A 25,393-nucleotide genomic window follows, 5' to 3' on the forward strand; every position below is an offset into this window, starting at 1 on the left:
TGCGAATGACTGAAAAGGCCTGCAGGACCGCGTTTTATGGAGTATTATCAGAACGGCCAACATCGTTTGTCACAGGAATGTCCTTTCTAAGCATCCCGCAGCCTTTTTATCTGATGATGAGCAGTTAGTAATTTACTGTTCTGATCTTTGATTAATGAAAAATTGTCGGGGAATAATCCCGGCTGGTTCAATGCACTCTCATATGCTTTTTTCACAGCATCTTCAACCGCTTCACAACTGTTCAGGATGGTCTGTCGGTCGTTGCCGGTAAAGAACGCTTTGATCTCCATCCACGCAACATAGATCTTGCCCATTCCAGTGGTCCTTTCGGTGACGGGCGCTTCCATTTTTTTGAGGGCATCTGCCAGTTCGGCAACAAAAATGTTGCTGTTGTCAATATAGTTTTGAAACAGGCGTATTAAGTCAGCATCTTCAGTACCCTCTTTTAACTCAGCGATCGCCCGTTCATAGCCGGCGATGCGATCTTTGTTGATGTGAAGCAGGTCATTCAATACTTCACCATCGATAGTGGTAGTCATAAAAATTGCATTTACGAAGTAATGTCAAATGGCAGGATCTCTTTGTTAAAAAACCGGATGATACAACAACCCGGTACTGATCCTTTTCCCGCAGATCTTTTGAAACGTCTGCAGCGGGCCTTCCGCTTACAAACAGCCAAGATCAGGCCAATCGCGACTGTCCGGTGTTGACTTTTGATCCATGCAATGAGGATCGCCCCGGCCTATCGGTAATTCCGGCTTGTTTATTGCGGCGCTTAATGATATCAACAAAATGATTTTTTATGCCGTTAAAGAGTACAATTACAAAAGCAGGGATGGCAAAAAAACAGGGGAAATCGCCATCCACCCAGGCTGGTGCGTTTGTAGAGGAAGAGATCAAAAGCATCCGTAAGGGAAGGCATGGTGCCCGATCTGCCAGGCAGGCCATCGCCATCGGTTTGTCGAAGGCCCGGCGGGCAGGAGTAGACCTGAAGCCACCGGAAAAAGGCACAGTTGCTGAAAAAACAAGAAAGAGCGCCGAAGGGTCCTATAAAAAAGGACAGGCACATGAGCCGGTTTCTGCCACCCGATCAGCAGCGCGTGAAAAAGCGCTGAAAAAAGAGCCGGAGACCGCAGCCTCACATGAAGCGTTGTCCCGGCAGGCAAAGGCTGCCGCACGGAAGCGGACGGCTGCGGACCGTTCGCGGGCTGCAAAAAAGGCGGCGCGCACGCGGAAAAGAACAGCAATGAATACATGATCTGAAAAATAAAGAAGATGATACGCAAATTAAAATCCGGAAAATACCGCCTGTACTCCCGGATGCCGGATAAAAAAACAAACCGGCGACGGAACCTGGGTACTTTTGATACACTGGCGGCGGCCAAAAACCACGAACGGGAGATCCAGTATTTCAAGCAGCACCACTAACCGGCCGGCGGACGGCTTCCGCATGCCGGCAGTATTATATCAAACCGGAGTGCGGAAAAAAATCCCCACTTTGCAATGAAGGACCCTAAAAGATAATTCATGAAAAAGAAGCTCCTGTGCGGTATCAGTCTCCTCCTGGTAATGCTGGTGACCGGCGTCTTCTGGGGAACCTGGTTTACTTTAACGCGCAGTATTGACAGTTTTCCCGCAGATAATTTCATAAATATAGGTAAGGCCATCATTGCCAATGTTGGCATACCGATGCGTGTACTGATGCCGCTTGCGTTGCTTATGCTGCTCTTGCTGTGCCTCGCAACCCTGAAAACCCGCGGCCCCCTTCTACTGTTTACCGGGGCACTCATTTTTATGGTGTGCACGTTACTGATCACTGTGATGGTGGAAGTGCCGATCGATAACCGGATAAAAACATGGACAAACACCACCGTTCCAGATGACTGGACGGTGTTGCGGGCAAAATGGGCCCGGTTCCACTTTTACCGGACCTGCACGGGTATTTTGAGCTTTCTGCTTTTAACCACCGGTGTGATTGCCTGGCTTTCCGGCCGGGACAGGCTTGTATTCCCGCCTTCCGGCCAATGAGCGGGGGATCGTAAATGGATCGATCCAGTGTATCCCCATGCCCTGTTATTGTTGTTTTTAAGCCTGTTCGGGCATAAAGAACAGCAATATATGTTGTATTATGATAAATTATATTCGTTGGTTCTTCAGGGAAATGTAAGTTTGCAGGCGATGGTTAGGAGGCGTTGGGCAATACTGCTTTTTGTAAACTAACTCAAATCTGTACTTATGACCCTGAATGAATTTTTATCCTGTGACGAGCTGGAGCAGCTGAATGCGCTCTGGAGGGCGGAGCTTGTTGCAGAAACAAAGGAAGAAGCATATACGTATTCTTTATACAAACTGGATGATTTTTATGTCCGGGTAAAAGTAGCTGTAAAAGACAAGTCTGTCTGCGGCTTCGAATGCCTCGGAGATAAAGCAGATCTGCTTTCTGCCTGATCGTACCGCGGTACCGGCCTTTCTGTAAGGCGATCCGCCGGAGGCGCTGCTGTTTTCATGACTGCCGGTTAAGCCGGTATACATTATTCCGGATTTTTTTTACGGAGGCGTAGGGGTAACGCTTTTTTGAGTTGTATTGTTAAAAGCAATACTATATTTACGCCCGGATGGCCTTTGACAGTGCGCAATACAAACGTGTTTTTGATCTTCATTATGAGGAATTGTATGGCTATGCCTGTTCGATCCTGCGGTCGGAGGTATATGTGGAGGACATTGTGCAGAATATTTTTATCCGGTTATGGCAGACACGGGATACTGTTCGGATGGGGTCTGTGAGGGCCTATCTGTACACAGCGGTGCGCAATGAATGCTTTAATCATTTAAAACATAAGAATGTACGGGTGGCCCATGCACAATCCGTTCTGGCCGCAGGTGAGGGAACGACGCACCACTTCCGGGCAGAAGAAAAAGAGTTGCAGAATAAGATACAGGAGCTGGTGAGCCGGCTTCCTGAAAAATGCGCCATGGTCTTTTATATGTGCCGGCAACTGGGGCTCAGTTACAAAGAAGTGGCGGAAAAACTGGAGATCTCCGTAAAGACCGTGGAGAACCAGATGACAAAGGCATTGAAGTTTTTGCGGAGCGGGCTGGCAGGATACCTGGTGAGCCTGATCCTGCTGATTATTTATCCACTCTTTAATTTATAGAACATGGAACATCAATTGATCGCCTATTATGAGCAGCGGCTGGATGCTTCCCGGATCAAGGCAGTGGAACAATGGCTTCGCGCAGATATCCGAAATGAGAAGATGTATGAAGAAGTGATCCGCGTGTGGCAGGCCGCAAAAACGGACCGGCAGTACCTTTATTACAATAAAGAACAGGCCTGGGAACGGCTTCAGCAGCAGATCGCCGGGGCGCAAATGACCGGACGGGCCTCTAAACCCCGGTTGCTGCGGCTGCACTGGGCACAGATAAGTGCGGCAGCGGCCCTGGTGCTCATATTGGGTCTGCTGCTGTTGCGCATCAGCCGCCCGGAACCGGCAGCGTACATAGCGAAGGATAACCTGGAAACAATTACTTTGAAAGACGGCAGCCGGGTGGCGCTTTATCCGCAGGGTGGTTTACAGGTGGAAAAAGACTTCAATAAGGATTCCAGGACGGTAACCTTAAAAGGGGACGCCTATTTTGACATAGCCCGAAACCCGGAGAAGCCATTTATTATCCATAATGATGATATGGAAGTGCAGGTACTGGGGACCTCGTTCACCATTCAGCAACGGGCGGACAGGTATACGGTATTTGTTCACACCGGCAGGGTAGAGGCCCGTTATGGCGGGCAAACGGTTACGGCAACCGCGCATCAGAAGATCATAAGGGATCTGCACAGCCGGCGGTTGCTGCTTGAAGATATGGAAGCGGATATTGATGCAGTATTGAAATCACAAACGATACAATGTAAGGACATGCGTATCGACAGCCTCGCCAGGATCCTGAAGGAAGTGTATTACATCGACCTGCAGCTGGGTGCGGGCATTGCAGGGAAAAGGATCACCAGTACCTACCTTTCCTATGAGACCCCGGAACAGGTGGTACAGAATATAGCGCTGACCATCAATGCCTCCTGGAGCAGGAACGGAAACCATTATATCATCACCAAATAATTTTTTTTGAAGCCCTTTTTTTTTATTTTTCTTGTATTCTTTTTTGCTACCGGCGTATGCGCGCAAACCGATGGCCTTCAAAAGGTGATCTCTGTCGATTTCCGGAATATAACGATGTACGATGCCCTGAGGCAGATCGAGGCCCGGGCCGGATTCTATTTCTCCTATGATAACCAGTTCATCCGGAATCAGAAAAAGATCTCTTTTACCGCAGCAGACAAACCGGTAAAAGAGATCCTGAACCAGATCCTGGACAACGAGTATCAATACATTGTTCAGAACAATAAGGTGATCATCCGGAAAAAAGAACAGGCAGCTGTTGAAGTGCGTGGCCGTTTTGTTGACAACAGTGATCAGACACCAGTGGCTTATGTAAGCGTTTATGTGCCGGAACTTCAGATCGGTACCATGTCTGACCAGGAAGGCTTCTTCTCCTTAAAAGTGCCCCGGTCCGATCAACTGCTTATTACGGCCAGCCGTATTTCATACGAGGATACTGTTTTCAGCGCAGACAACAACAGCGACCGGGAATTGAATATAGCACTCACCCCGCACATTACAGAAGCTCCTGAGATCCGCCTGAATACGGTGCAGCGGCACTGGCTGGCCCGCCGGCTGATCGGCTCCCGGCAAAAATTAAGCAGCATCAACCTGAAAAATTATTTTTATCAGCGGAAGTTCCAGCTGGGGGTGCTTCCGGGCATTGCTACAAAGAATGTCCTCAAGGGCCAGCAGGAAAATAATTTTTCGTTTAATGTGCTGGGAGGCTATGCCGCCCAGGTGGATGCCGTGGAAATAGGAGGATTGTTCAATATCGTGCAAAAACATGTCCATTCTGTACAGATCGGAGGACTGGCCAATATTGTCGGGGGTGGTGTGAACGGCGTGCAGGTTGGGGGTATGTATAATTATGTGGGTGACAGCATGCAGGGCGTGCAGATCGGAGGACTGGTGAACACGGCGCAACAGCATACAGGCGGTGTGCAGGTCGCCGGCTGGTACAATGGTACATCTGCTTTTAACGGGCTTCAGATTGCAGGTTTGATGAACAGGGTACGCGACAGCAGCACCGGTCTGCAACTCGCCGGATTGGTGAATGTGGCGGGCACGGTTTCCGAAGGAGTTCAGCTTTCCGGGCTGGTGAACCGGGCATCGAAAATAAAGGGATTGCAGCTGGGGCTGGTAAACCTCGCTGACACGCTTAGGGGCGTGGCCATCGGACCGGTAAACTATCACCGGAACGGTAAGCATGCATTGTCCGTTTCCTGGCAGGAGAACAATCAGCTGAATGTGGCCTACCGGTCGGGTAGTTATACCCTGTATAATGTTGTCCAGGGTGGAGTGACCTTTGCACCGGGCGGCGAACATTATTATTCATTTGGATATGGACTGGGAAGCGAATGGGTGCTAAAAAAGAAAATCAAAATGGCCGCCGAGCTGGTTAACCTTTTCTATACATCCGCCGACCGCATCGATCTTAATTATACCAATCTTTCTTTCCAGCCATTGCTGCTGTACCAGCTGCGCCCGAAGCTGCAGTTGTTTGCGGGACCAAGATTGCAGTACCCGATGCCGGGTAAGGAGGATGCAGCATCTGTTCAGGATGCGTTGAACCGGAATATGCTTGCCATTAATCCGGGTAGTAAAGACGTATTGTACCTGGGCTGGACGGTAGGCATAAATATTTTCTGAGCGTATAGGGGGGACGCCGCTTTAATGTGTATTACAGGTATACATTAAAGACATGAAAAAGAAACAACTACTATGTGCATTGCTGTTGCTGGCGGCACTGAAGAGCACCGCACAGGATGGGATCGGGGAACGCATTCACCTGGGACTGGTTACACCGCTGAGCACGCAAGGGGCCCAGGCGCGGAACGCAAGTCCGGTTTTTGCCCTGCATGCGTTACAGGGTGTAAACCGCGACAACAAAGGCCTGGCTGTTGCAGGACTTTATACCAAACTCTTTGGAAGTAACCGGGGCGTTATGATAAGTGGTCTGGTAAATGAAGTACAGGGTTCGGATAAAGGTCTGGCTGTTGCAGGCCTGGTAAATATCGCACGTAACGGCAGGGGGCTGCAGCTGGCAGGCTTGTACAATCATAATTCAGGGAATGGTTTTGCACAGATCGCAGGTATCGGTAATTCGAACCGTTATAGTGAATTGCAGCTGGCAGGACTGATAAATATAACACGGAATGGCGGCAGCCAGATCGCCGGCCTGATAAACAAGGCAGGCACGGTTAAAGGGATACAGTTGGCAGGACTGGTGAACATCGCGGACAGTTCAGCTTATCCCATAGGAATCGTCAATATCATCAGGCAGGGTGAAAAGCAACTCGGCATTCAGGTGTATGATGATGCTTCTGTGAGCGTGGTACTGCGTACCGGCAGTAATAAAACCTATGGTATTGTCGGGATCGGTCTTGCCAGGGAAAACAAACGAACAATACCCCAGGGCGAAGCCGGATTGGGCTATCACATACCCATTGCCCGGAGGGTACGGGTGAACGCGGAACTGGTAATGCTGGGAAGGACCGACTTTACCTACTTTAAACACACAGAATCACTGCGGACCCTGCTGGGATGGAAACTCACGAAGGCACTGGAACTAACGGCAGGGCCAGCGCTGTATGCCAATGCGTACGGCGATTCAAAACTGTTCTCCGGAAGCTATATCTGGAAATCGCACCGCCAGGGCTCCTCCTTTGTTATTACGCCCGGAGCAATAGCAGGACTGAACGTCCGTCTGTAAATTTTTTGTTCAACTAATTCTATAATCAATGCACATGAAACCATTTTTTATTTTGATCTTCTCTCTCCTGGTCATGATCCTGACATCAGGTTGTAAAAAAGTATATCCAGATGGTCCGGCCATACGGGAAAACCGGAATGTATCCCGATTCAGAAAAATCGAAACCACTTTCAGCGCCCATGTGGAATACCGGAAAAGTCCTGATATTAAAGTAGAAGTACTGGCAGCCGAAAATATACAGCAGTATGTCATTGCTGAAGTGATTGGCGACCGGCTCATATTACGAACGCCTTCCAATATCAGCCTGAAAAGAGGCAGTGTAACGGTTTATGTGACGGCACCGGAGCTGGACGGTATAACACTTACAGGATCCGGTAATTTTACGGCTGTTGATCCGATCGATGCTGATGCCCTGACACTTGATCTTTCCGGCTCCGGGGATATCACCATTTCAGAACTCGGTACCTCCTCTCTTAAAGCGCGCATCAGCGGAAACGGAAATATTACGATAAACAGTGGCAACAGCGGACGCCAGGAGGTATCCGTTACCGGCAGCGGAGATTATAATGCACAACAGCTGGAAACGGAGGATGCCATTGTTAAGCTAACAGGGTCCGGGGATGCCAGGGTATGGGTGCGGCGTAAACTGGATGCGACCATAACCGGCAGCGGCGACATACGGTATGCCGGCACTCCTGAGGTGAATGCGTCCGTAACCGGATCCGGCAGTGTAAAGCGGTTGTGATTTGGGCAAAGCACCGGGAAATATCCTGTCGCATATTTTAGGGCAGAGGAACCATTGCTTTCCGGCGATTGTATATCCCTATTGCTGCAGTTTGTGATAAACTCAGTCGTCAGGTATCTGTTGCAATTTGTTTTTCCTGTTTGCCGTAAGACATTACAGTAACAACCCTGCCCGGAATTGTCGGGGCTGATCCGCACCCTTTTTGTCCTGGTCGGATATTTGCGGCTGGCTCTAAAAATACATGCGTAAAGGACAAAGTTATATTGGCACTTCCGGCGGGCATTACAAACACTGGAAACATCGTTTCTATCCCGAAGCGGTTAAGGAACCGGAATTTCTTGCTTTTTACCAGCAATGGTTCAGAATGGTGGAGATCAACAACAGCTTTTACCACCTCAACGGTCATCTTTCGCCGCTGGTTCCTACAGCAGATTTTATCTACATTTGTTTACATGGCCCAGGCGGCGGATATGAAGGAAGTTATGCTATGCTACAGCAATGTTAAAAAAATGGACACACAGCTGCAGAAGCTGGATGAAACAACGGGTTGGATGTTTATGTATATTTTGATAACGATCAGGAAGGATATGCCGTGAAAAACGCACTGAAGCTGACAGAATTGTTAAAACGCTGATCCGCAGCGGCCTTCAACAGCAGCTGATCCGCAGATAGTTGCGGCAGCATTTTTGTACGGGTATTAAAAAGCGTTAAACAATGGAAAAAGAAACCTCATCAGAAAAGATGAATACGATTTCGGAGTGTCTGAACAAAGCAGTCCATTCGGGGTACAGCAAAGATTTTTTTGTAAGCAGCGGAGGGCTTTTTTTTAAGGATGCCGAACGTTATTATCAGCCGGAGGAAGTAATGATCCGTAATTTCTACCGGTTTGAAGGGGAGAGTGATCCCGGCGATAGTTCTATTCTTTACCTGCTGCAGACGGAAGACGGTACAAAGGGTACCCTGCTGGATGCTTACGGAGTGTATTCTGATAAGGGAATTTCGGCCTTTGTAAAGAATATCGGCCGTACCCGGAAACAACTTCCGTCTGCAGCGCCACATATACGCCGGAAGGTTATGGTTGCAATGGGCGCGCTTACAGCATTGTTTTTCATGCTGTGGTACCTTCGTAAATCAGAAAAAATTCCTTCCCGGTTACGGCAGGCTTTTTCATAAAACAACAGGCCGGTCAAATGGGCAGCGTGTGGAAATTATGCCCGCTTCATGTAGATGGATGGAACAGGAACGGCGGCGGGCAAAGGCTTTCCGGATCAGGATTGTTCCGTGGTTTAAATTTCTTCTTTCTTTAAATTGCTGTTTTTGATGTTGTTTTGTAACGATTAACAGGTGAACGCCTTTACCGCTGATGAGTACCGGTGCTGTTCGTTGGCATCATAATTTCATTTTATAAATAAAAGTTTTCTTCCGGGGAGTGTTACATATCGAAAGATATACGCCGAGAATAAAAACCCGTTGTACCTGAACTGGATAATGCCAGCGGAGGAAGAAGGAATTTTGTCCCCGGCAATGCCGGGGGCTTTTTGTAATCCCCTTAAACGGCCCTGTAAAATGAAAACACAATCTTTTGAAACCGCGGCACATGAGCTTACAGGCCTTGTTGCGATAGACTTTGTAAACAACGCTGCTGCATTTCTGACGGCTCTTTTTGCTAATTACGATCCGGAAGTTGTATCTGCCCGTAAGTCTCCGTTTTTTTCTTGAAGAAGAGGGCTGGGGCGTTACCCTTTATGCCGATCATGGCAGGGAAGACGAAGCACCGGAGCCGGACGCCGTTTTCCCGGTCAGGAAATTTAAGACGACAATTACGCATAAGGCTTTTGTACAGGCGGTGGCCCATTTTGCTGTTTCCCTGCAAGTTGCTGCATTGGATGTGGATCGAATGCGGGTGACAAATAAATAAGGGATTGATAGCAAAAAGAATGGGCAATTTAAAAACAGGGGGACGACTTTTTTGAGGTTTATTTTCCCGGGTGTAGCCCTGATTCCCGCTTCAATGACAAACATTTTTTGCCAGTGTGCGGCCCGGGCTCTTTACCACAGGTCTTTTTATCCTTGTTGGCGTAATTCTTGTGTTCTTGTTTCGCGTGCTGTCAAAGCACAGGAATGGATAGCGCACAGGTGTAATTGACCGGCTCGAAGTATTATTCCGGTTTTACGGGTCCCGGGCCGTTATTTTCTGTGTCTGTGAAAGCAAATGACAGCATTTCCTGACAACAAAAGCCCAAAAGGTATGATTAAATCCTTAAATAAAATCCGGATCGGCTATGTATTGTCTTCCCTGCTGCTGCTAACTTCTTATATCCTTATTTTATCTACCAACCGCCGGCTGCAGACCGAGAAGGAACGCGTGGTAAACAGCTATATCCTTATCAACAAGCTGGGAGCGATCAAAATGGCTGTAAGCGAGGCCGAAACCAACGTACGGGAATACCTGCTGAATAAAAACGAAAAGGCATTGGCCACTTTCCATACCACAAGGGCAAACCTGCATCAATTACATCAGGAGGTGCGCCGGCAGACACAATATAACAGCCAGCAGGCACAAAGTGAATCCGTCCTGCAGACAATGACCGAAGAGCGGATGGCGCAACTGGCGACAGCGCTTATTAAGGGGAGGGCTTCTGTTCTCGGACAGGCGAACAATATATATACGCAGATCCAGGATATGACCGCGAGGGAAGAACCACTGATGCGGAAACGCATGACCCGGCTCGACAGGTTTTACAACAGCACAGAAACGCTGACGATACTCTCCCTTTTTATGGCGGCTATAGCGGTGGTTTATGCGGTACTGACGTTTAACAGCCAGTACCGGCAGAAGAGAAAGGCCGACAAAACCGCAGATGTTTACCGGAATGAACTGGAGGAGAATGTAAAACAATTACAGGATAAGAACACCACGCTCAAGGAATTAAAAGGAATGGAAAAACTGGCGACCATCGGGCGGGTGGCGCGCGTGGTAGCGCATGAGGTAAGGAACCCGCTCACCAATATTTCGCTGGCCACAGAACAGCTACAGGACCTTGCCTGTATCCGGCAGGACCCGGATGGCCAGCTCCTGCTGGGTATGATAGAACGTAACTCTACCCGCATCGGACAGATGGTATCTGATCTGCTGAATGCCACAAAATTCATGCAGCTGGATAAACAGCAGGCGGACCTCAACCAATTGCTGGATGAAAGCCTGGCAATGGCGCGGGACCGGCTGGTGCTGCGGAAGATCGAAGTGGTAAAAAATTATTCGGATAAAGTATGTGATGTAATGGTGGATAAGGAACGTATCAGGCTGGCATTCCTGAATATTATCGTAAACGCCATTGAGGCCATGCGCGAAGGAGCGGGGATACTGGAGCTGACCACAAAACGCGACGGCGACCGCTGCATTGTGGAAGTCCGCGACAATGGAAGCGGGATGGATGAGGCTACCCTGCAGAATTTGTTTGAACCTTATTTTACAATGAAGAAGAAAGGAAACGGGCTTGGTCTGACGAACTCGCAGAACATTGTATTAAATCATAAGGGCAATATCAAGGTGAGCAGTGAGCCCGGCAAGGGTAGTTTGTTTGTTATTTCATTGAATGTCCTGTAATGTTCAGCGTGGGGAATGTTGTCTTTTATCGATGATCGCAAGGATCTCCTTTCGGGTAAAGGGTTTTCCTATAAAATCATCGGCACCATTGCTGACTGCCATTTTCCGGTCGTAACTGGTGTCATAAGCGGTTATCATTATGATAGGGGCCGCCGTGAGCTTTTTAAAACTGCCAATAAATTGATACCCCAGTCCGTCCGGAAGCCGGTTGTCCAGGAAAATAAGATCGATATCAGGGTTTTTTTTCAGGACATCGAAGGCTTCTGATATCGATGCCGCTGAAACAGTCTGAATATCCCGTTGTTTTAGTATATTTCCGATAAGGAAGTAGATATCCGCTTCGTCATCAACGACTAAAGCCTTTGATATCCGGTCGGAAAGGTACGGAGCCTGTGTATGTAAAGCATTGTTACGGGTCACTAAAAAATCGCGACAATTATTTTGCCAAACAGCAAATTTCCCGGCTTAAAAAAGTTCAGGTAAAAACCGGCACGATTTGCGCTGTAAGATAATTATTAAACGTACTGGTTAATTACATTCATTATGTCCACTAAACTCCTCATTATTGATGACGATATCGACCTGTGTCATTTATTGTCACGCTTTCTTTCAAAAAACGGATATGAGGTGGAGACCGCATATTCAGGAAATAAGGGTCTGACTAAATATAAGGCAGACAAATATGATGCGGTCATTGCTGATTATCGCCTGGGTGATATGGATGGGGTAGATCTGGTAAGAGCGTTGAGGCAGTACGATGATCAGGCCGCTATATTGGTTATTACCGGTTATTCAGAAGTGAAACCGGCTGTGGAAGTCATTAAGCTGGGAGCCTTTGACTATATCTCGAAACCGCTTATTCCGGAAGAGGTGCTCAGTATTTTGAACAGGATCGTAAACCGGCCGGAGCGGGATCCCGATGATGCGCCGACCACCGGAAGAACGGCTGTTACGGACGATGGTGAGGATTGTTACATCGGGAAATCGCTGCCTACCCTTCAGTTGTACCGCCAGGTGGAAGTGGTGGCTGCCACGAGGTACAGTGTGATCCTTTACGGGGAAAGCGGTACCGGTAAAGAAGTGATTGCCCGGTCCATTCACCGGCGCAGCCAGCGTGCATCCGGACCTTTTGTGGCGCTGGATTGCGGTACGCTTTCGCGGGAGCTGGCCGGCAGCGAATTGTTTGGTCATATAAAAGGTTCTTTTACCGGGGCCATACAGGATAAGGAAGGACATTTTGAACTGGCGAACGGAGGGACTTTGTTCCTGGACGAGATCGGCAACCTGTCACCGGAGATACAGGCCGCATTGTTGCGCGTGATCCAGGAGCGGAAGTTTAAGCGGATCGGCAGTAACAAAGAGTTGCTGACCGATGTCCGGATCATTGTGGCCTCCAATGAAGACCTCCGGCAGGCCTGTCAGAACGGGAAATTCCGGGAAGATCTCTATCACCGGCTCAACGAATTCTCCATAGACCTGCCTCCGTTGCGGGAGCGCAGGGAAGACATCCGCCCGCTGGCCGATTTTTTTCTGCAAAAATGCTGTGAGGAGAATGAAAAGACTGTTGACGGATTTAATGAAGAAGTATATGAATTATTCCAGAACTATGCATGGCCGGGTAACCTCCGGGAACTGAAAAATATGATCCGGCGGGCGATCCTGCTGACACCGGAGCGCGCTACCGTGGATCGCACGGTTCTGCCACATGAGATCAGGGAAACAGAGCCGGAAGTAGCGGGTGAACAGGGGGCAACCACTGATCTTTTAAAGAAGGCCGCCGGACGGGCGGAATACCAGACGATCATGTCGGTACTGCAAAAAGTGAATTTCAATAAAAAGAAGGCGGCAGAGGTTTTAAATATCGACCGCAAGACCCTTTATAATAAACTAAAACCCTATGAATAAGAAGTGGGGGCCTGCTTAACAGGGCGGCTGCTCGCCGATAAAACTGCGGATCCGTTTGATCCGGTCACGGGTATTCTGGATCTTTTCCTGTTGCTGCTGTAACAATGTTTCCAGTTCTTCGCTGATCTCATATTCTGTAAGAACGATCTCGTATGCCCGCAGTGCGGCATTTTCACTATACTCACAGGCGGCCAGCAGGGTCAGTGCGCCACTGCAGCGATAGGTATACCTGAGACTTGTCCAGATATTGTATAAATAGCCTTTTACAAAAGCACTGGCATGCTCCGGGGCCTCCTGCTCAATGCATCGCCTTAAGACGGTAATGAAGGAACAACCTTCAGCGATCAGCTCCTCAAAAAATTCGGCGAGATAATTACCGGTGCAGAGTTCCTTTATATTTTCATAGATCCTGATCCGGTCGGCATTGATTTTTATCAGATCGCTGAGCAACCCCCTGTTCTTAATGGAATTTCCGCTACTGCGCATAAATGATACTAAGGTTTGCGAAGCCCTGCCGCTTCATGGTTTAAAAAATAATATCCCGGTAAGGGGTATCTGTTACCCGTTATGTGGATATTATTCCACACAACGGGCTGTTTGCGGATGGCTGCCGAACTACTTCCAGTATTTTGTTTTTATACTTTTCGCACTATCCAGGTGTTGCCGGAGCATCGGGATCCTCCTGTCCGCGAATTCTCTTATGTCCGTATCGTCAGCCATTTTTACTGCTGCTTCAAATTCATCAAGTATATTTTTGTATCCGTCAATGGATGCATTGATATAAGCCTTGTCAAAACTGCTGCCCTGTAATGCCGCTAAATTTCCGGGTTTCCTGTCATTGCTCACTGTAGGGATGGCTACATTCTTTTGTGCTGCCAGCTGTGTGGCAGCCAGGTTCAGTTCTTCACAGACCTTCTGCTCGGTCCCCGAAAATTCTTTTATTGTGGGAATGGTAGCCTTGCCTTCGGCCAATACGGACTGGTCCATTCCTTTCAGTGCTGCGTTGGCGATCCGCACCAGGAAAGCGGCGCTGGTACTGTCTGCGGTGCTGATAATACCTGCGGCATTACTGTCCTGTTTGACCTTATTAATAGAGTCTGCCCGGGCGACGGGATTTTTGGGAGTACCCGTGCATGCGGCAATAAACAGGAGCGCTATAAAACTGATATAAATTGTTTTCATCATTTTTAATTTTTAAGATCACAGGGATCGTTGAACAGGATCCGGTATAAAACATACAGGAACGCTGCTTTTCTTAATAAGGTTAAAAATTTGTGCCAACCTTCTGTCAGGATCACAGCAGGCGCCCCGTCAGGCGGGTTTTAGGATACAGCGGTTTTTACAGCAGGTACTGCCATACAAACGGGATCCTGGTTGTTGCGGTTTTTCCACCGGTTTGTAGTAAAACATCCCCACTGCCTGCGGCAGTGTTAGTGTCGCCTGCCGGAAAATGTGGCATTCTTTTTCAATAGTTTTTCAGAGGTGTTGCCGGATCAACCCGGAGATGGGGTTCAACTGCAACACACGGATTGCTGAATTAAATTTTTTTTTATGCCAATCGTAAAAGTGATCGAAGTGATCGCGGCGTCTCCCAAAAGTTTTGAAGATGCCGTGCAAAGCGCCGTAACCGAAGTGTCGAAAACCATAAGAAATATCGACTCGGTTTATATCAAGGAAATGAAAGTGCACGTGAAAGAAGGCGCTGTAAGTAGTTATGGCCTGATCTGTAAGGTCTCCTTTCGTGTAGACGAATAGGCGGAATGTTTCAGCAGGCTGCGCAGAAGGCATCGTATCATCTGCGAAGGGAGATCTATGCCTGCTGCCCGGCTGCTTAATGTTGCTGGATATTCCTTAGCGCTTCTATCTGGCTGTGCGATTCTGCCAGTGCGGCCTGTTGTTTGGTAATCAGGGTATGCGCCATTACCGTAAGACCGGGTACCTCCAGTGCTTTTTCATAAACCTGCTGCGTATGATCCTCGCTTTTTTCACAATAGCTCAGGATGGCCTTCCGGTCGTCATCGCCAAAGGCCGCTTTGATGCTGAGCCAGAGGCGGTATAAATTCCCTTTTCCGCTGGTGCCATAGTCCGGTGCGCCGCCCATCAGGGTGATCTCCCGCTGGAGTTCCGTATTGTAATCGCGGCTGTTATTGACCATGGTGCGGAACAGCAGCTTCAGGTCGCTGCTGCTGTCCTCATCCAGCAACGCAATGGCCTTTTCATAGTCAGCCATACGGTCATTGTTGATTTCGATGAGGTCATTAAGTACTTCGATGGAGATTTGATCGTTCATGATTTTCTGTTTCATTTATTACTGTTCTGGGAACTACAGCCGGCTAACCCAATTTTTTAATGCACCGGAGTATATCCACTCCTTTTCCCAGTACCGGTTTAAAAAGATCCCCGGTTTTTTCCAGGCGTTTAGGCAGGGTTTGCAGGGTGAACTGGGATGGATGCAGTCCTTTTTTTACCTCCGTCCACTCCAGGGGCGTGGATACCGTTGCTCCTTTTTTAGGGCGTACACTATAGGCACTGGCAATGGTTTGTCCTTTCCGGTTCTGCAGATAATCCACATAGATCTTTTTAGAACCCCGCTTCTTCAGGTTCCGTTCCAGCGTGGTACTGCCGGGCAACAGGTCCACCACATGCAATGCGACCAGGTGTGCAAATTCCCTGACCTCTTCATAGCTGTATTTACCATTCATCGGAATATAAACATGCAACCCTGATGCACCGGATGTTTTGCAATAGGCAGCCGCACCACATTCATCCAGTACCTGTTTGGTGGCCAGTGCGGTATCGATAACCTGTTCGAAACTGTTGCCTTCTGAAGGATCGATGTCGATGATCATGTAGGAGGGGGCATCCGGTTGCTGTATCGTGCTGTTCCAGGGATTGAGCTCGATACAGCCCAGGTTGGCAAGGTACAGCAGCGAAGCCCGGTCGTTACAAACCACATAATTGATGTTTTTCCGGTTGCTCTCGGAAAATACCTTCGTGGTGGCTATCCAGTCGGGAATGGCTTCCCCGGCCTCTTTTTGATAAAAGCTTTCGCCTTCTATTCCGTTGGGAAAACGGTTCATACTTTCCGGGCGGTTTTTGAGATAAGGCAGGATCACACGGGATATTTTATTGTAATAATCGATCAGGTCGCCTTTTGTATAGCCTTCCTCCGGCCAGTAGATCTTTTGCTGATTGGTAAGCTTTACTTCCTGCCCGTTTATTTTTACCAGTTTTTCTTTTTCCGGCGCGGCCGTTGTTGCTGCACGGCGAGCCGGGCGTTTCTTCGTTACTGTTGTTGTCTTTGCCATGGTTTCTTCATTTTGAGAAATAACGACTTCTGCAGCGGCCTTGTCTTCCCGCAGTCCCAGAAATACCGGATGACGGAATATATGATCCTTGGTCCGCTCCGAATACCTGATCTGGCAAACGAGTACCGGCCGTACCCAGGTGGCGGGCATATTTGTTTTGGGAGGAATTTCAAACGGGGCCTTCTTCGTGATCAGGGGCTGCAGCCTGCTGTACACTTCCTGCAGGGTCTTATCATCAAAGCCGGTACCTGTATGCCCGGAGTATACCAGCTTGTTTTTCTGATACCGGCCGAGAATAAGCGCGCCCAGCTTTTTTCTGGAACCCCGGGGTTCTGTGTAACCCGTAATGATGGCTTCTTCCGTATTGTGGTGTTTTATTTTGAGCCAGTTCCTGGTTCTTTTTCCCTCGGTGTACGTACTGTCTGCAAGCTTTGCGATAATACCCTCCATATTACGTTTTTGGATCACCTTGAAAAAAGCGGTACCCTCCTTTGTTACATGGTCGCAGTACTGTATAAAAGGCGTTTCGGTCAGAGCGTCCTTTAGTAATTCCTTGCGTTGCAAAAGAGGGAGAGAGCGGGTACTGTGCCCGTTGAGATACAACAGATCAAATACCTGGTACACCAGCGGTACACCGGGTTTGTCCCGGAAGTGCTGCAGTGTCTGAAAGTCGGGTATACCTTTTTCATTAAAAGCCACTATTTCTCCATCCAGGATCATATTTTCTCCCTGTTGTTGCAGACCGGCAGTGATCTGCGGGTAGGTAGCCGCGAAATTGAGCCCGTTGCGGGAATAGAACCGGAATGTTTTCCCCGTTTCAGCAATTGCCCGGTAGCCATCCCATTTAATTTCAAAGACCCAGCCGGGATCCGTGAATGGTTTTGAAAAAGGAGTGGCCAGCATTGGTTTTACATAATGCGTGAATTTTTTTCCCTGCTCCGGCAAAGCCTGCTTATGCCCGTTGATGCCGGTGGATGCTTTGGACGGCCTGCGTTCCTTTACTATCGCTTCAGGAGCGGGCTTTTTTTTTACGTAATCCTCCGCATTATAAGGCCCGGAAACGGCCTGCGCATCCTTATGTTTGATCAACAGCCAGTTGTTTTCTTCCGGGTTGTTTTTCATCTTCACCAATGCAAAAGAGCCCTTCAGTTTGCGCCCGTGGAGGGTGAATTTTAAGGTGCCCGACTTTAATCCGGCCAGCAACACAGCGGTTTCTTTTTTGCCGGAAGGAAGATCATCTGCTTCATAATATCCCTGGTCCCAGATCTCCACCGTGCCCGCCCCATAATTGCCTTTGGGGATGATGCCTTCGAAGTCCCGGTATTCAAACGGATGATCCTCTACCATCAAGGCCAGCCGTTTATCTTCCGGATTGAGGGACGGCCCTTTAGGTACTGCCCAGCTCTTTAGCACACCTTCCAGTTCCAGCCGGAAATCATAATGCAGCCGCCGGGCCGAATGCCGTTGCACCACAAAACGCAGCCGCGTCCGGCTATCTTTTTTTACCTTCCCGGATGGCTCCCTGGTCTGTTTAAAATCCCGTTTTTCCTTATAGCGTTTTAATGTTGACATATAGTGATCAGGATGCTTTTTTCTTTTTGGTAGCGGAAAGACTGGCTTTCAGCTGTTCCATGAGGTCTCTTGTTTTACTGTAAGCCACATGCATTTTTGCCGGTGCGGTCTTTTTGCCTTTGGCCTTGGCTTCAATGATCTTCATCAGCGCTGCCCTGTAGTTGTCTTTATACGCCGAAATGTCAAATGATTGGGATAGCTGTGTGATCAAAGCCACAGCCATTTTCATTTCTGCCGGCTTTACCGTTCTTTTAGGGAGCTTCAGGTCTTCGGGGCTCCTGATATCCTGTTCATAGCGGATCCGCTGAAACAACAACAGGTCTTCATAAGGACGCAGGATGCCCAGCACTTCTTTGTTCCGCATAACAAAGGTACCCACCCCAGCCATCGCCGTTTTTTTTAAGGCATCTCTTAACAGGCTGTAGGCTGATTCACCGCCTTTCTGTGGTTCGGTATAATAAGGGGCTTCAAAATAGATACTGTCGATCTCTTCGCTCTTTACAAACTGGTCAATCGAGAGTAGCTGCGATTTTTCCGGGCTGGCCTTTTCAAAATCAGCGCTCTCCAGTACGATGTATTTACCATCGTAATTGTATCCTTTTACAATGTTCTCCCAGGCAACTTCTTTTCCGCTTTTTTCATTAATTCTTTTGAACCGGATATTGCTGAGATCCTTTTTGTCCAGCATATCAAGGTCCAGACTGCTTTCTTCGGTAGCCGTATAAAGTTTGATGGGAATGTTTACGAGGCCAAAGCCAATGGCTCCTGTCCATATTGCTCTCATATGATTTCGTTTTTGTAAATCAGCGTTTATGACGGAGCCGTTTCTTTAACCGGTAACCGGCTTCGCTGCTGTTTACCATTTAAAAAAGTATACAAAATAAAAACAAAAACCATGCAGTATTGGTATAAAAGACAGGTTTTCTGGCTGGGCATCCTTATTTTAACACCGGAAAAGAAACGGTATTCCAACGCCGGTCTGAGGCGGATCATTTGGTGACCCCCGTTCCTGCTTTGGAAGACCGCTTTTTGCTGATACGGAAGCAGTTGTTCCGGAAGCCGGAATTGTGCAATGGATAAACCGGACGACGGGGCAGAGGGATCGCGGGAATAGGGGACAATGATCGCAGGGAAGTAAAGGATTACTTCCGCCGGAACTTGAAAACCCTGGTGCGCGAACCATTGGCCATTGTGGCGTTGAAGCGATCGGTGCCGGTGAATTGAATGTCGTTGAAGTAATCTGACTTTAACTCGCCTGATTGATCGTTCACAGCACTGATCATCAGTGTGCGGATGCGGTCGGAACTGCAATCATCACAGTTACCGCCTTCCCAGTATTTCCGTATCTCCCATTTTCCCCGGTATTCGGTTCCGGTTCTTCCTGTAAAAGAGAACGAACGGTCCTCGGAAAAACGATAGTCACCTTCTCCGAAATCGATGCGGAGGGAGCCGAACCCATAGCTTTTGATCTCTTCCACCTGCCAGTCGCCGATGATCCGTTTCTCATACCGTTTAAAGGCATCCTTGCTGCAGGCAGATACTGCAAGCAGGAAGAGCAGGGCTGTTGTTGTTTTGAGCATAATAAAGGATTTAGTTGATGAAAGCTATTTGTGTTCCTGAACAGGAAAGCATAAATGAGATATTCTTTCCTGTAATGTTAACGGGTTTATAATGACGCTGAAAGAGCGGACGGCTGCAGAAACAGGTGACGGCCAACAAAGCAATGAGTTGTATTTTCAGTTTCATAAGTAGACGGAATGATGGTTGCTTTATTTCAATTGAAAATTACAGTTTTTTATGGCAGGCGCAATGTCTTGTGGCAAATGGCGGGCACAAACAAATGTTAATTGTGATAGGCTGCGGCCGGCAACGGAAATAAAAAAACGCATCCGGATAGGATGCGTTTTTGAAAAATAGTTATATGCTGATTAATACCGGTACAGTTCGGGTTTGAACGGTCCCTCAGCAGGAATGCCGAGATAGGCAGACTGCGCAGGAGTCAGTGTATCCAGTTCTACTCCGATCTTGGCCAGGTGAAGTCTTGCAACCTTCTCATCCAGGTGCTTCGGAAGTACGTATACGTTGTTCTCGTACTGATCGTGATTGGTCCACAGTTCGATCTGTGCCAGCGTCTGGTTGGAGAAAGAGTTGCTCATCACAAAGCTGGGGTGGCCGGTAGCACATCCCAGGTTCACCAGGCGTCCTTCAGCCAGGAGGATGATGTCTTTTCCATCGATATTGTAAAGATCCACCTGGGGTTTGATGGTGTCTTTGGTCTGACCATAGTTCTCATTCAGCCAGGCCACATCGATCTCAATATCGAAATGCCCGATGTTACAAACGATGGCTTTATCTTTCATGGCTTTGAAGTGCTCGCCTGTGATCAGGTCGCGGCATCCGCTTGCTGTAACAACAATATCCGCTTCTTTAACGGCATCGATCATTTTTTTCACCTCATAGCCGTCCATTGCAGCCTGAAGTGCACAGATCGGATCAATCTCCGTAACGATCACCCGGCAACCGGCTCCGCTGAGGGATGCTGCAGATCCTTTACCCACATCACCATAGCCACCTACTACTGCTACCTTACCGGCCAGCATTACATCTGTGGCACGGCGGATCGCATCCACCAGTGATTCTTTACAACCATATTTATTATCAAATTTGGATTTGGTAACAGAGTCATTCACATTGATGGCGGGCATGGGAAGGGTGCCTTTTGTTACCCTTTCATACAAGCGGTGAACGCCGGTTGTGGTTTCTTCACTGATTCCTTTTACATGCTGCACCAGTTCCGGATAGGTGTCCAGTACCATATTGGTAAGGTCGCCACCATCGTCGAGGATCATATTCAGCGGACGGTCGGCACCACCAAAAAAGAGGGTCTGCTCAATACACCAGTCTGCTTCCTGCTGGCTCTGTCCCTTCCAGGCAAATACACCGATCCCTGCAGCAGCAATAGCCGCAGCCGCATGATCCTGTGTGGAGAAGATATTACAGGAGCTCCATTTTACTTCGGCACCCAGGGCCACCAGTGTTTCAATGAGTACAGCCGTTTGGATGGTCATGTGTAAACAGCCGGCAACACGTGCACCTTTTAACGGCTGTGCACCTGCATACTCTTTACGGATGCTCATCAGACCCGGCATTTCTGCTTCTGCCAGTCTTATTTCTTTACGTCCCCAATCAGCCAGGCTGATGTCGGCAACTTTGTATTTCAGATCAAAGTCGATCTGGGATTTTGTTTCAGCGGACATATGTATATGTTTTTTTAATGCCCAAAGGTAGGATTTAGTAAAAAATACTACGTAAAATCCTATATAATAAGTCTTTTTCACTATTTAATGCTAGATTTATAGTATTATATACCATAAAGAAATGAAACGTACCATTCAAACAGCAGAATCGGCTATCCCTGTATTGCCTGCAGATCTTGATCAGAAGGATCTGGAGATCCTGAAGCTGTTACAGGGCAATGCCCGGATGTCGGTAAAGGACATCGCCGCAAAGATCCATTTAAGTCCCACGCCGGTACACGAGCGGATCCGGCGACTGGAAGAGAGCGGTATCATCAAGCAATATGCGACCCTCCTGGATGCCCAAAAGCTGAATAAGGGCTTGATGGTGATCTGTTATGTTTCGCTGAAGCAACACGATAAAAAGGCCGGCTTGAAGTTCATCCAGGCCATTAACGGGTTGAATGAAGTGGTGGAATGCTACAGCATTTCAGGAGAGTATGACTTTATGCTGAAAGTAATGGCAAAGGATATGGCGGGGTTTTACGATTTTCATGTGAACCGGCTGAGTCAGGTGGAGAACCTGGGTCATGTGCAGAGTGTGTTTGTAATGGGCGTGATCAAGGAAACGCACCAGATCATTTTTTAGCCCTGCAGCCTGCATTTATGGCTCCCCGGACCGATAAAAAAGAAGAGGGCGCTCTTTTTTGGGGTATACGGTGGCTGTTTCCGGTTATTTTTTGATTAAGTATCCCGAAGGCAATTTATAATTTTTATTTTATTCGTTTAAAATGTTAACTTTAATATGTCGTTAACAAGTAACGTCATTCGAATTGAATTATAAATGAGAAAGCGGGGATGCCTGAAACTGACATGCCAGCTCGCTGTTTTTGGGGTTGATTCCATGTGTTTTGAAAAAGAAGTAATGGTTCGCGGAAATGATACGAACTGTATCAGGATCTTATGATGCGGATAACAGGCTCCCGCGGGAAGGCTGATGACTGGGATCCTTATTTTAAACGGTATGTAATGATAGGAACGCTGTTCACGATTGTTGTAATGTGTTGTAAGGCAGCGGACCGGCAAAACAATATATCTCCTCTTAACTGAAAACCGGAGGGTTTTGGTTTTCTATGATAAAGCCGCTCTTTGGAGCGGCTTATTTAATAAACGATCTTTACGGACTAGCTGCCTTTTTTTACATCGAGCAGTTCCACTTCAAAAACGAGTACACTTCCGCCGGGGATGGTAGGCGGTGCGCCCCGCAGGCCATATCCCAGCTCGTAAGGGATAAAAAATTTGTATTTGGAGCCTTTGCTCATTAACTGGAGGCCTTCGGTCCATCCTTTGATAACGGCTGAAACAGGTATGGTAAGCGGTTCGCCGCGGTCGTAGGAGTTGTCAAACTCGGTTCCGTCAAGCAACGCGCCTTTGTAATGGCAGATAGCGGTATCATTTGCGGCAGGTTTTTCACCCGTGCCTTCTTTCAATACAAGGTATTGTAACCCGCTGGCCGTTGTTGTAACCCCCTGCTGGGTCTTGTTCTTTTCGAGGAAGTCGGTCCCTTTTTTTATTACCTCCTGCGATTGCGCTTCTTTGGCTTTTTCTGAATAGGACATCATTACACGCATCAGCGTATCTTCCGGCATCAGCGGTTTTTTTCCGTCAAAGGTCTGTTTCATGGCATCCATAAGAATGGCCGTGTTCAGGTCGCCCAGGTCTTTTTTCATGGACTGTGCCACATTTACACCAATGGCATAGCTGGCAGAGTCGGCCAGCGTTTTTAAAACGGGGGCAGTGGTAGTGGTTGCAGTGGTTACCGGCTTTTTTGCGGGAAGGGGCTTGGGCTTTGCTTTTGCCTGGCCAAAAAGAGACATGCTGCCCACACCCAGAATGCCGATTGTAAGAATGTACTTCATCATTTTTAATTTATCGCTGTAATTGTTTCCTTTGCGTTGAAACGGTAAATATAATGCCCCTTTTTATAAATTTGGTTATCGGGATGGTGTAAGTTTGTTAATAATGCTAAAAAGGGGTTATCCCATCAACTATGGAACGATTTATCAAAGAATTACAGATCCGCTGGTCGGACCTGGATCAGAATGGTCATTTAAGGCACAGTGTTTATTATGATTGGGGTGCTTATTGCCGGATCCTTTTTCTTTCCGGGCAGGGGTTAACGGCCACGCGTATGATGGAATTGCAGGTCGGTCCTGTACTCTTCAGGGAAGAAGCCGTTTTTAAAAAGGAGATCCGCCTTGAAGATGCCGTTTTTATTGATCTGGAACTAACAGCCTCCCGGCGTGATTTCAGCCGCTGGGCCGTACAGCACCGCATCTACAAGGGAGACCAGGTACTGGCTGCTGTGCTCCACCTGGAAGGCGCCTGGATGGATACGAATAAACGCAAGCTGACAGCTCCTCCGCCCGAAGTGGCAGATGCCTACGCCGCGATGCCCCTTGCTGCTGATTTCAGGTGGCAGGAACCGTCCTGAGTTGGGCAGAACGGAGAACCATCCGCAATACAGTGCCACGATATTGCAAAGCTGTTTGCACCGAAATAAACACGGGCTTATTTTCCGGCGGGGCCGGTGCTGCTGTCTGCAGGCAACCGGATCTCTTATTCATCTTCTTCGAAGCCGTAGTCTTCATACTCGTCTGCTGCCGATGCGCCCAGCATACTGCCGAACAGATCTTTAAATTCCACCCGGGTCTCAAAAAGTTTTTTGCTGATCAGGGAGTAGGACGACAGACCGTGCAGGACAAATTCCATTAACAGTGCCGCCTGTGTTTCGTTGGCACCGGGGAACTGTTTTTTAACCAACGGATACAGACCGTCTACCTGGTAGAGCTGCTGTATCTTACCGGCATCTGTTGTATTGAAGTCGATGTGCAGCTGGTTGCCGCTGTCGAACCAGTTGATGACAGGTTTGTAGGGATTTTCTTCGGCTTTCTGTTGTGCCGAAGGCTTGCCCGTATTCCTTCTTTTGTTCAACTGCTCGGGATTGGGGAAATATTGTATGAACTGCGACCGGATGGCTTTGTCCACGAGGTTCATCGCCACCTGGAAAGGACCTTCCTGTTCGCCTTCATAGACCAGTTCCACCTTGCCTGTAATGGAGGGGATGATGCCGGCGAGATCCGATATCCAGATCAGTGTAACCGGTTCATTGTTGACAAGTGCGCGGCGTTCAGCCGTGCTGACAGCATTTTCGAAGGCGGAGATGGTAAGGCGCGCACTGACACCGCTTTTTTTATCCACCAGTTCGCTGTTGCGGGCTTCAAAAGCTACCTGCTCGATCAGTCTTTTTACAAGATCACTGATCTTTACAGTATCTTTTTGCATTTCATGGATCGCGGCTTCCTGTTCGGTGATTTCCAGCGCATGCTCCAGCGTTTTGGGGTAGTGGGTGAGGATCTGGCTTTGTATACGGTCCTTTAACGGCGTTACGATCGATCCCCGGTTGGTATAATCTTCGGGATTTGCGGTAAAGACGAATAAGATATCCAGGGGGAGCCGCAGTTTAAATCCCCGGATCTGTATATCGCCTTCTTCAAGAATGTTGAACAGCGAAACCTGGATGCGGGCCTGGAGGTCGGGCAACTCGTTGATCACAAAGATACCCCGGTTGCTTCGGGGTATGATGCCGTAATGCAGTACCCGCTCGTCATCAAAACTCAGCTTGAGATTGGCTGCTTTTATGGGGTCGATATCGCCGATAAGATCCGCCACACTTACATCCGGGGTGGCCAGCTTTTCACCATAGCGCTGGTCCCTGCCCAGCCATGCAATAGGTGTGGCACCTCCTTGTTCAGCGATCAGGTCCCGTGCATACTTGGAGATGGGATTGAGGGGGTCGTCGTTCAGATCGCTTCCTTCCACCACGGGGATGTATTCATCCAGCAGGGAGATCATCTGGCGGGCCATCCGTGTCTTGGCCTGTCCGCGCAATCCCAGGAAAAGGATGTTATGCTTGCTCAGCAGGGCACGCTCTGTTTCAGGTATAACCGAGTCTTCATAGCCAACGATGCCGGGAAAGGAGCGTTCGCCTGTTTTTAGTTTTTTTATTAAATTTTGTCTGATCTCTTCTTTGATGGATTTTGGTTGATATCCGGATGCTTTTAATTCGCCTAAAGTTTTAATCACGAGTGGA

The 25,393-nt window shown here is 48.3% G+C and carries 30 protein-coding genes and 1 riboswitch; of the genes, 19 read left to right on the forward strand and 11 right to left on the reverse strand.

Annotated features, from left to right (window positions below; all coding sequences use genetic code 11):
* Positions 1 to 86: 86 nt before the first annotated feature.
* Complete coding sequence (locus K7B07_RS18595; protein WP_223712032.1) at positions 87 to 539, reverse strand: PA2169 family four-helix-bundle protein; 453 nt, start codon at positions 537 to 539, stop codon at positions 87 to 89.
* A gap of 263 nt (positions 540 to 802) precedes the next feature.
* On the opposite strand from K7B07_RS18595, the gene K7B07_RS18600 reads away from it, so the two are divergent.
* From K7B07_RS18600 to K7B07_RS18665, 14 genes are all read left to right on the forward strand, one after another.
* Entirely contained in the window at positions 803 to 1,258 is a 456-nt protein-coding gene (locus K7B07_RS18600) for a DNA-binding protein (RefSeq protein WP_223712033.1), read from the forward strand.
* 17 nt (positions 1,259 to 1,275) lie between these two features.
* Positions 1,276 to 1,428, forward strand: a complete 153-nt coding sequence (locus K7B07_RS18605) for a hypothetical protein (protein ID WP_223712034.1) — start codon at positions 1,276 to 1,278, stop codon at positions 1,426 to 1,428.
* A gap of 99 nt (positions 1,429 to 1,527) precedes the next feature.
* Complete coding sequence (locus K7B07_RS18610; protein ID WP_223712035.1) at positions 1,528 to 2,028, forward strand: anthrone oxygenase family protein; 501 nt, start codon at positions 1,528 to 1,530, stop codon at positions 2,026 to 2,028.
* Between the two features lie 207 nt (positions 2,029 to 2,235).
* Entirely contained in the window at positions 2,236 to 2,448 is a 213-nt protein-coding gene (locus K7B07_RS18615) for a hypothetical protein (RefSeq protein ID WP_223712036.1), read from the forward strand.
* A gap of 167 nt (positions 2,449 to 2,615) precedes the next feature.
* Positions 2,616 to 3,155 (forward strand): RNA polymerase sigma-70 factor, encoded by a 540-nt coding sequence (locus K7B07_RS18620; protein ID WP_223712037.1) that lies wholly within the window; start codon positions 2,616 to 2,618, stop codon positions 3,153 to 3,155.
* Between the two features lie 3 nt (positions 3,156 to 3,158).
* Positions 3,159 to 4,112, forward strand: a complete 954-nt coding sequence (locus K7B07_RS18625; protein ID WP_223712038.1) for a FecR family protein — start codon at positions 3,159 to 3,161, stop codon at positions 4,110 to 4,112.
* Between the two features lie 6 nt (positions 4,113 to 4,118).
* Complete coding sequence (locus K7B07_RS18630; RefSeq protein WP_223712039.1) at positions 4,119 to 5,804, forward strand: STN and carboxypeptidase regulatory-like domain-containing protein; 1,686 nt, start codon at positions 4,119 to 4,121, stop codon at positions 5,802 to 5,804.
* 52 nt (positions 5,805 to 5,856) lie between these two features.
* Positions 5,857 to 6,867, forward strand: coding sequence for a hypothetical protein (locus K7B07_RS18635; protein WP_223712040.1), 1,011 nt, complete (start codon positions 5,857 to 5,859; stop codon positions 6,865 to 6,867).
* A gap of 34 nt (positions 6,868 to 6,901) precedes the next feature.
* A complete protein-coding gene (locus K7B07_RS18640; RefSeq protein ID WP_223712041.1) occupies positions 6,902 to 7,612 on the forward strand; it encodes a head GIN domain-containing protein in 711 nt (236 codons plus the stop codon).
* A gap of 241 nt (positions 7,613 to 7,853) precedes the next feature.
* Positions 7,854 to 8,117 carry a DUF72 domain-containing protein gene (locus tag K7B07_RS18645; protein ID WP_223712042.1) on the forward strand — a complete coding sequence of 88 codons (264 nt, stop codon included), beginning with the start codon at positions 7,854 to 7,856 and terminating at the stop codon, positions 8,115 to 8,117.
* A 209-nt stretch (positions 8,118 to 8,326) separates the two neighbouring features.
* The gene (locus tag K7B07_RS18650) at positions 8,327 to 8,785 is read left to right on the forward strand and encodes a hypothetical protein (protein WP_223712043.1); all 459 of its coding nucleotides are present in this window, start codon (positions 8,327 to 8,329) and stop codon (positions 8,783 to 8,785) included.
* Between the two features lie 240 nt (positions 8,786 to 9,025).
* Positions 9,026 to 9,132: riboswitch (TPP riboswitch) on the forward strand.
* A 46-nt stretch (positions 9,133 to 9,178) separates the two neighbouring features.
* Positions 9,179 to 9,331 carry a hypothetical protein gene (locus K7B07_RS18655; protein ID WP_223712044.1) on the forward strand — a complete coding sequence of 51 codons (153 nt, stop codon included), beginning with the start codon at positions 9,179 to 9,181 and terminating at the stop codon, positions 9,329 to 9,331.
* Positions 9,297 to 9,530: a hypothetical protein gene (locus tag K7B07_RS18660; protein ID WP_223712045.1), complete on the forward strand. Its 234-nt coding sequence runs from the start codon at positions 9,297 to 9,299 to the stop codon at positions 9,528 to 9,530. The genes K7B07_RS18655 and K7B07_RS18660 overlap by 35 nt, the downstream gene beginning before the upstream one ends.
* Positions 9,531 to 9,860: 330 nt before the next feature.
* Complete coding sequence (locus tag K7B07_RS18665; RefSeq protein WP_223712046.1) at positions 9,861 to 11,219, forward strand: sensor histidine kinase; 1,359 nt, start codon at positions 9,861 to 9,863, stop codon at positions 11,217 to 11,219.
* Positions 11,220 to 11,222: 3 nt separating this feature from the next.
* On the opposite strand, the gene K7B07_RS18670 is transcribed toward K7B07_RS18665, so the two are convergent.
* Entirely contained in the window at positions 11,223 to 11,639 is a 417-nt protein-coding gene (locus K7B07_RS18670; protein ID WP_223712047.1) for a response regulator, read from the reverse strand.
* Positions 11,640 to 11,762: 123 nt separating this feature from the next.
* Between K7B07_RS18670 and K7B07_RS18675 the strand changes: the two genes are divergently transcribed.
* Complete coding sequence (locus tag K7B07_RS18675; RefSeq protein ID WP_223712048.1) at positions 11,763 to 13,124, forward strand: sigma-54-dependent transcriptional regulator; 1,362 nt, start codon at positions 11,763 to 11,765, stop codon at positions 13,122 to 13,124.
* 15 nt (positions 13,125 to 13,139) lie between these two features.
* On the opposite strand, the gene K7B07_RS18680 is transcribed toward K7B07_RS18675, so the two are convergent.
* Both K7B07_RS18680 and K7B07_RS18685 read right to left on the reverse strand, forming a co-directional pair.
* On the reverse strand, positions 13,140 to 13,610 hold the full coding sequence (locus tag K7B07_RS18680; protein ID WP_223712049.1) for a PA2169 family four-helix-bundle protein: 471 nt from the start codon (positions 13,608 to 13,610) through the stop codon (positions 13,140 to 13,142).
* A gap of 129 nt (positions 13,611 to 13,739) precedes the next feature.
* Positions 13,740 to 14,309 (reverse strand): DUF4142 domain-containing protein, encoded by a 570-nt coding sequence (locus K7B07_RS18685; protein WP_223712050.1) that lies wholly within the window; start codon positions 14,307 to 14,309, stop codon positions 13,740 to 13,742.
* Positions 14,310 to 14,675: 366 nt separating this feature from the next.
* On the opposite strand from K7B07_RS18685, the gene K7B07_RS18690 reads away from it, so the two are divergent.
* On the forward strand, positions 14,676 to 14,879 hold the full coding sequence (locus tag K7B07_RS18690; protein ID WP_223712051.1) for a dodecin family protein: 204 nt from the start codon (positions 14,676 to 14,678) through the stop codon (positions 14,877 to 14,879).
* A gap of 76 nt (positions 14,880 to 14,955) precedes the next feature.
* On the opposite strand, the gene K7B07_RS18695 is transcribed toward K7B07_RS18690, so the two are convergent.
* From K7B07_RS18695 to ahcY, 5 genes are all read right to left on the reverse strand, one after another.
* Entirely contained in the window at positions 14,956 to 15,414 is a 459-nt protein-coding gene (locus K7B07_RS18695; RefSeq protein WP_223712052.1) for a ferritin-like domain-containing protein, read from the reverse strand.
* A 43-nt stretch (positions 15,415 to 15,457) separates the two neighbouring features.
* Complete coding sequence (ligD, locus tag K7B07_RS18700) at positions 15,458 to 18,004, reverse strand: DNA ligase D (protein WP_223712053.1); 2,547 nt, start codon at positions 18,002 to 18,004, stop codon at positions 15,458 to 15,460.
* Positions 18,005 to 18,011: 7 nt separating this feature from the next.
* Positions 18,012 to 18,788 carry a non-homologous end joining protein Ku gene (gene ku, locus K7B07_RS18705; RefSeq protein WP_223712054.1) on the reverse strand — a complete coding sequence of 259 codons (777 nt, stop codon included), beginning with the start codon at positions 18,786 to 18,788 and terminating at the stop codon, positions 18,012 to 18,014.
* Between the two features lie 358 nt (positions 18,789 to 19,146).
* The gene (locus K7B07_RS18710; protein ID WP_223712055.1) at positions 19,147 to 19,584 is read right to left on the reverse strand and encodes a hypothetical protein; all 438 of its coding nucleotides are present in this window, start codon (positions 19,582 to 19,584) and stop codon (positions 19,147 to 19,149) included.
* 348 nt (positions 19,585 to 19,932) lie between these two features.
* On the reverse strand, positions 19,933 to 21,261 hold the full coding sequence (gene ahcY / locus K7B07_RS18715) for an adenosylhomocysteinase (RefSeq protein ID WP_223712056.1): 1,329 nt from the start codon (positions 21,259 to 21,261) through the stop codon (positions 19,933 to 19,935).
* Positions 21,262 to 21,382: 121 nt separating this feature from the next.
* On the opposite strand from ahcY, the gene K7B07_RS18720 reads away from it, so the two are divergent.
* Entirely contained in the window at positions 21,383 to 21,889 is a 507-nt protein-coding gene (locus K7B07_RS18720; protein WP_223712057.1) for an Lrp/AsnC family transcriptional regulator, read from the forward strand.
* Positions 21,890 to 22,424: 535 nt separating this feature from the next.
* Here the strand turns inward: K7B07_RS18720 and K7B07_RS18725 are convergent.
* Positions 22,425 to 23,162 (reverse strand): FKBP-type peptidyl-prolyl cis-trans isomerase, encoded by a 738-nt coding sequence (locus tag K7B07_RS18725; RefSeq protein WP_223712058.1) that lies wholly within the window; start codon positions 23,160 to 23,162, stop codon positions 22,425 to 22,427.
* Between the two features lie 128 nt (positions 23,163 to 23,290).
* Between K7B07_RS18725 and K7B07_RS18730 the strand changes: the two genes are divergently transcribed.
* On the forward strand, positions 23,291 to 23,734 hold the full coding sequence (locus K7B07_RS18730) for an acyl-CoA thioesterase (protein WP_223712059.1): 444 nt from the start codon (positions 23,291 to 23,293) through the stop codon (positions 23,732 to 23,734).
* Positions 23,735 to 23,859: 125 nt separating this feature from the next.
* Here K7B07_RS18730 and K7B07_RS18735 read toward each other — a convergent pair whose 3' ends face one another.
* Positions 23,860 to 24,855, reverse strand: a complete 996-nt coding sequence (locus K7B07_RS18735) for a hypothetical protein (protein WP_223712060.1) — start codon at positions 24,853 to 24,855, stop codon at positions 23,860 to 23,862.
* A 36-nt stretch (positions 24,856 to 24,891) separates the two neighbouring features.
* Between K7B07_RS18735 and K7B07_RS27910 the strand changes: the two genes are divergently transcribed.
* Positions 24,892 to 25,299, forward strand: coding sequence for a YgiT-type zinc finger protein (locus tag K7B07_RS27910; protein WP_223712061.1), 408 nt, complete (start codon positions 24,892 to 24,894; stop codon positions 25,297 to 25,299).
* The last annotated feature ends 94 nt before the right edge of the window (positions 25,300 to 25,393 follow it).

The sequence above is a fragment of the Niabella beijingensis genome (genome assembly GCF_020034665.1).
In the GTDB taxonomy this organism is placed as follows: Bacteria; Bacteroidota; Bacteroidia; order Chitinophagales; family Chitinophagaceae; genus Niabella; species Niabella beijingensis.